Annotated in this window: 3 protein-coding genes; all 3 read left to right on the forward strand. The window is 40.3% G+C overall.

All coding sequences use genetic code 11. The features are described 5' to 3' along the window. The first annotated feature begins 22 nt into the window (after positions 1 to 22). A complete protein-coding gene (gene gyrB / locus J2S05_RS19410) occupies positions 23 to 1,963 on the forward strand; it encodes a DNA topoisomerase (ATP-hydrolyzing) subunit B (RefSeq protein WP_306985781.1) in 1,941 nt (646 codons plus the stop codon). 41 nt (positions 1,964 to 2,004) lie between these two features. Further along, positions 2,005 to 4,545, forward strand: coding sequence for a DNA gyrase subunit A (gyrA, locus tag J2S05_RS19415; protein WP_306985783.1), 2,541 nt, complete (start codon positions 2,005 to 2,007; stop codon positions 4,543 to 4,545). A gap of 138 nt (positions 4,546 to 4,683) precedes the next feature. Beyond that, a complete protein-coding gene (locus J2S05_RS19420; protein ID WP_306985785.1) occupies positions 4,684 to 5,787 on the forward strand; it encodes an HD-GYP domain-containing protein in 1,104 nt (367 codons plus the stop codon). The last annotated feature ends 213 nt before the right edge of the window (positions 5,788 to 6,000 follow it).

A 6,000-nucleotide genomic window follows, 5' to 3' on the forward strand; every position in this document is an offset into this window, starting at 1 on the left:
ACGATGTTTAAGATAATTGGGAATGAAGGTGAAGCAAGTGAGTAGTGAACAGCAAACAGAACAATCCTATGATGAAAGTCAGATACAGGTACTTGAAGGACTGGAGGCTGTGCGTAAGCGTCCTGGTATGTATATCGGTTCCACAAGTGGTCGAGGATTGCATCATTTGGTTTGGGAGATTGTAGATAATAGTATTGACGAAGCTATGGCAGGTCATTGTGATACCATCACAGTAACTATTGAGAAGGATAATAGTATAACGGTTGAGGATAATGGCCGTGGAATCCCAGTCGGTATTCAAGAGAAGATGGGTCGTCCTGCTGTTGAGGTTATTATGACTGTTCTTCACGCTGGTGGTAAGTTTGGCGGAGGCGGGTATAAGGTTTCTGGTGGACTTCACGGGGTTGGAGCCTCTGTTGTTAACGCATTGTCTACATACTTAGAGGTGAACGTTCACCTTGGAGGCAGCGTTCATTATCAAAAGTACGAACGAGGTGTACCTGCAGCGGACTTAGAAGTAATAGGTGAAACTGATAAGACTGGAACGGTCATTACGTTTAAACCAGATCCTGAGATCTTTAAAGAAACTCAGGTATATGAATTTGATACGTTAGCTTCAAGGCTGAGAGAATTGGCGTTCCTAAATAAAGGGCTCACTATTCACATTGAGGATACACGTGAAGATCAAGAAAAAGTGTCAACTTATTTTTATGAAGGTGGAATTGGTTCGTTTGTAGAGCATTTAAACCGCTCGAAAGAAGTCCTTCATCCTGAGCCGATCCATATTGAAAGTGAGAAAGATGGTCTGACCGTTGAAGTCGCTGTTCAATACAATGATGGCTATGTCAGCAACATTTATTCATTTGCCAATAATATTAATACCCACGAAGGTGGGACACATGAATCAGGGTTTAAAACTGGTTTAACTCGTGTAATTAATGATTATGCACGTAAGAATAGTTTATTTAAAGAAAGCGATCCAAACCTAACGGGGGAGGATGTTCGTGAAGGATTAACGGCGATTGTTTCTGTTAAGATTCCTGAACCACAGTTTGAGGGACAAACCAAAACAAAGCTTGGGAATAGCGAAGCAAGAACGATTACTGATTCGTTGTTCAGTGAGCATTTTGCCCGATTCCTAATTGAAAATCCACAAGTTGCCCGTAAGGTAGTAGAAAAAGGGTTAATGGCTTCTAGAGCAAGAGAAGCAGCTAAAAAGGCAAGAGAGCTGACTCGTCGTAAGAGTGCACTTGAAGTAAGTTCGCTACCAGGTAAATTAGCTGATTGCTCATCTAAAGATGCGACAATTAGTGAATTGTATATCGTAGAGGGTGACTCTGCGGGAGGATCTGCTAAACAAGGACGAAGCCGTCACTTCCAAGCGATCTTACCTCTTCGTGGAAAAATTATTAACGTTGAAAAGGCCCGTCTTGATAAAATTCTGGCAAACAATGAAATTAGAACAATCATTACAGCACTTGGTACGGGAATTGGTGATGAGTTTGATATTGCAAAGGCTCGCTACCATAAGCTGATTCTTATGACAGATGCCGATGTGGATGGAGCGCATATTCGTACGCTTCTTCTCACATTCCTATACCGCTACATGCGTCCCGTTATTGAAAGTGGTTATGTGTATATCGCTCAGCCGCCTCTCTATAAGGTAACGCAAGGCAAGCAGGATTTTTATACGTATAATGATCGTGAATTAGATGAGTTGTTAAAAACATTCTCTGATCGCTCTAAGATTGGTATTCAGCGTTACAAAGGTCTTGGAGAGATGAATCCTGGACAACTTTGGGACACAACGATGAATCCCGAAACACGAAGCATGATGCAGGTTACACTTGCAGATGCGATCAAAGCAGATGAAATATTTGATGTGTTAATGGGTGATCGAGTAGAACCGAGACGTGATTTTATACAAGAAAATGCCCATTATGTAAAAAATCTTGATGTGTAAACGGGTAGAAAAACGCAACAGCTCTAATGGAGGTTTAATTAATGGCTGAACAGAATCAATCAAACATTACAGAAATAAATATAGGACAAGAAATGCAAACGTCTTTTATGGACTATGCAATGAGTGTTATTGTCAGCCGTGCACTTCCCGATGCTAGAGATGGCCTAAAGCCTGTTCATCGCAGAATTTTGTATGCCATGAATGATCTAGGTATGACACCTGATAAGGCCTACAAGAAATCGGCTCGTATTGTTGGGGATGTTATTGGTAAGTATCACCCGCATGGTGACACTGCCGTGTATGAAACCATGGTACGTATGGCTCAAGATTTTAGTTATCGCTACATGCTCGTTGATGGACACGGAAACTTTGGGTCGGTCGATGGAGACTCCGCAGCTGCAATGCGTTATACAGAAGCAAAGATGTCTAAAATTTCGATGGAACTCGTCCGAGATATCAATAAAGATACCATTGATTTTCAAGATAACTATGACAGTTCTGAGCGTGAGCCTGTTGTGTTACCTGCACGATTCCCGAACCTTCTGGTGAACGGAGCATCAGGTATCGCAGTTGGTATGGCGACCAATATTCCTCCTCACCAATTAGGTGAAGTCATTGACGGGGTGTTGGCTTTATCTGAGAACCGAGAAATTGATATTGCCGAGTTAATGGAATATATCCCGGGCCCTGATTTCCCTACAGGAGCTGAGATCCTAGGTCGTTCTGGTATTCGTCGTGCATATCAAACTGGACGAGGCTCAATTACGCTTCGTGCTAAATCAGAAATTGAAGATAATAACGGAAAGCAGCGTATTATCGTTACTGAGTTACCTTACCAAGTGAATAAAGCCCGTTTAATTGAAAAAATTGCGGAGCTTGTTCGTGATAAAAAGATCGAAGGAATCACTGATCTTCGTGATGAATCAGACCGTACAGGGATGAGAATTGTCATTGAAGTGAGACGTGATGCTAACGCGAACGTTCTATTAAACAATTTGCATAAGCAAACGGCTCTCCAGTCGAGCTTTGGTATTAACCTGTTAGCTCTTGTTGGTGGTCGTCCTAAGGTCTTAAATTTAAAAGAGTGTCTAGAAGAGTATCTTGATCACCAAATGGTCGTTATTCGTAGACGTACGGCCTTTGAACTTAAGAAAGCCGAAGCGCGTGCGCATATTTTAGAAGGCTTACGTATTGCCTTAGATCATCTTGATGAAGTGATTAGCCTCATTCGTGCGTCTCAAACAACTGAGATTGCAAGAAACGGGTTAATGGAACGCTTTAGCTTAAGTCATGATCAATCTCAAGCGATTTTGGATATGCGTCTACAACGATTAACTGGTCTTGAGCGCGATAAGATCGAGGGCGAATACAATGAGTTGCAACAACGCATTGCGGAGCTTAAAGCGATCCTTGCCGATGAAGGAAAGGTACTTGAAATCATCCGTGAAGAACTAATTGCAGTGAAGGAACGTTTTAATGATGAGCGTCGTACCATCATCTCTATGAGTGAAGATCACCTTGAGGATGAGGACTTAATTACTCGTCAAAACGTTATCATCACAATTAGTCATAACGGCTATGTTAAACGTCTTCCAATCTCAACTTACAAAAATCAAAAGCGTGGCGGTAAAGGTATTCAGGGTATGGGAACAAATGATAACGATTTTGTCTCTCATCTATTTACCACAAATACGCATCATACGATTCTATTCTTTACTAATAAAGGTAAAGTATATCGTCTAAAAGGCTATGAAATTCCTGAGCTAGGACGTACGGCAAAAGGTATTCCGATAATTAATCTTCTACAGATTGAACAAGGAGAAACCATTAGTACGGTCATTCCAATAGAAGAGTTTAATGATGATTCCTATTTGTTCTTCCTAACAAAAGAAGGAATTGCCAAACGAACTCAGCTTTCAGCCTTTGCTAATATTCGAAAAGGCGGCTTGTTCGCTATTAATCTTCGAGGTGAAGATGAGCTCCATGGGGTAAGGTTAACTGGTGGAGATGAAGAGATTATTATTGGAACAAGACAAGGGATGGCGATTCGATTCCATGAAAATGATGTAAGACTAATGGGTCGTACTGCTGGTGGTGTTAAAGGTATCTCCTTATCCAATGAAGACCATGTAGTAGGTATGGATGTTGTTGTAAGCGATCAGGATATTCTTATTGTATCTGAGAAAGGTTACGGCAAACGTACACCTATTGATGAATACCGTATCCAAAACCGAGGCGGTAAAGGAATTAAAACATCGAATATCACCGATAAGACAGGGGCACTTGTCTCACTGAAGGTGGTCTCTCTTGAAAGTGATATTATGATTATCACAGCAAGTGGTGTTATTATACGTACCCAGGTTGAACCGATTTCGCAAACCGGACGTAATACACAGGGTGTGAAGCTCATTCGTGTAAACGAAGGCGAAGAAGTGGCTACAGTTGCTCGCATTGATATTGAAGATGATGAAGTGGACGAGCTTCTGGAGGAAGAGGAAGCAACATTAGAGCTAGAAACACAAGAAACACAAGAAGTACAAGATGATTCAGAAGTGAATGATACAGAAACAGAAGAAGAATAACTAGTAAAACCGACCTATAGTGGGTCGGTTTTTTTGTTTGCTAAATAATAATATTTCCCATTTTTTTTAATATCACATATAATAAAGGATAATAGATCTAGTTCAAAAGTAATGATTGATAGATAGGAGCGTTTACTCATGTTAGTCCCTACACAAATTCTAAAAGAAGGCTGTATCGTCCAAGCGGATGTGTTTGCCCTTGCGTCGGTCCCTTTAATCAAAAGGCATACTGTGTTAACAAATAAGCATCTTGAATTTTTGAAAGCTTTTTTTATTAAAGAAGTCGATATTGAATACTTGCTAGAAGATGGCGAGGTATTCTCAACAGCTCTAGAAGAAAACTTAGAGGTAGAGGCTCCTCTTGAATCGGAACATCCATCGTTTTTAAGTTTATATAGCGAAGCCATTCGTGTATTCAAAAAGAATTTTGAATCGTGGCAAGCTGGTATGCCGGTTTCCATTCATGAACTGCGTAAGGTGATGGACCCGTTATTTGAAGAAGTCATTCAATCACCTTTTAAACTAATGTCTCTTCATGAATATGCACACCGTAAAGATTATCGCTACCATCATTCAGTCTCCGTAGCTCTAATTGCGGCTGCTCTTGGGCACAAGATGAACTATGAAACAAAAGAATGGATTCAGATTGGTTTAGCAGGTTTGCTTTCAGATATTGGTATGGCTAAGATTTCACCTGCAATCCTAGATAAAAGCGGTCCATTGATGTGTGCAGAATTCGAAGAGATTAAGAAACATCCTGTTTATAGCTATAAGATGATTAAAAATGCCAAAGGAATTACAGCTGCAACGAAATTAGCAGTCTTGCAGCATCATGAGCGTTCTGATAATCAAGGATACCCATTTGGTGTAGCTTTAGATAAGATCCATCCTTATAGTGAAATTATCGCTATTGCAGACGTGTACCATGCAATGTCATCAGAAAGAAAGTACAGATCCAAGCAGTCTACCTATTATATTTTGGAAGAAATGCGACTCCAAACTTTTGGAGCCTTACATATCCCAGGAGTCCTTGCTTTAACTGAGCAGTTATTACAATTCTCCATTGGGGCATCTGTTCGTCTAAACACAGGTGAAGTCGGTGAGATCGTTTTTATTTCACCAAACAACCTAACTAGACCGATGATAAAACAGCAGCAAACAGGCGAGATCATTGACCTTCAGCAGAATGCACATATACATATAGAAGATATTTTAAATTGGAACAAAAAAACTCTTGCTTAGTTTGTTTTTTATATGCTATACTAATTCTTGTCTTAAACGACGAGCACAAAAAAACAATTAAAACTTTTGATTGACTTGCTCGTCAGAAAATGTTACACTAATTAAGTCGCCAAAGCAGCGACAAACAAGTTCTTTGAAAACTGAACAAAAGCCAAGCGTACGAAGAGATACACAGTATCTCATAGTAACAAAAAAGTCGCAGTTCATTCTGTG

Source organism: Alkalicoccobacillus murimartini, from assembly GCF_030813245.1.
GTDB classification, from domain to species: Bacteria; Bacillota; Bacilli; order Bacillales; family Bacillaceae_D; genus Alkalicoccobacillus; species Alkalicoccobacillus murimartini.

Coding starts and splice junctions, on each gene's coding strand:
- gyrB (WP_306985781.1), top strand. CDS start 23: ATGAAGGTGAAGCAAGTGAGTAGTGAACAGCAAACAGAACAATCCTAT.
- gyrA (WP_306985783.1), top strand. CDS start 2,005: ATGGCTGAACAGAATCAATCAAACATTACAGAAATAAATATAGGACAA.
- J2S05_RS19420 (WP_306985785.1), top strand. CDS start 4,684: ATGTTAGTCCCTACACAAATTCTAAAAGAAGGCTGTATCGTCCAAGCG.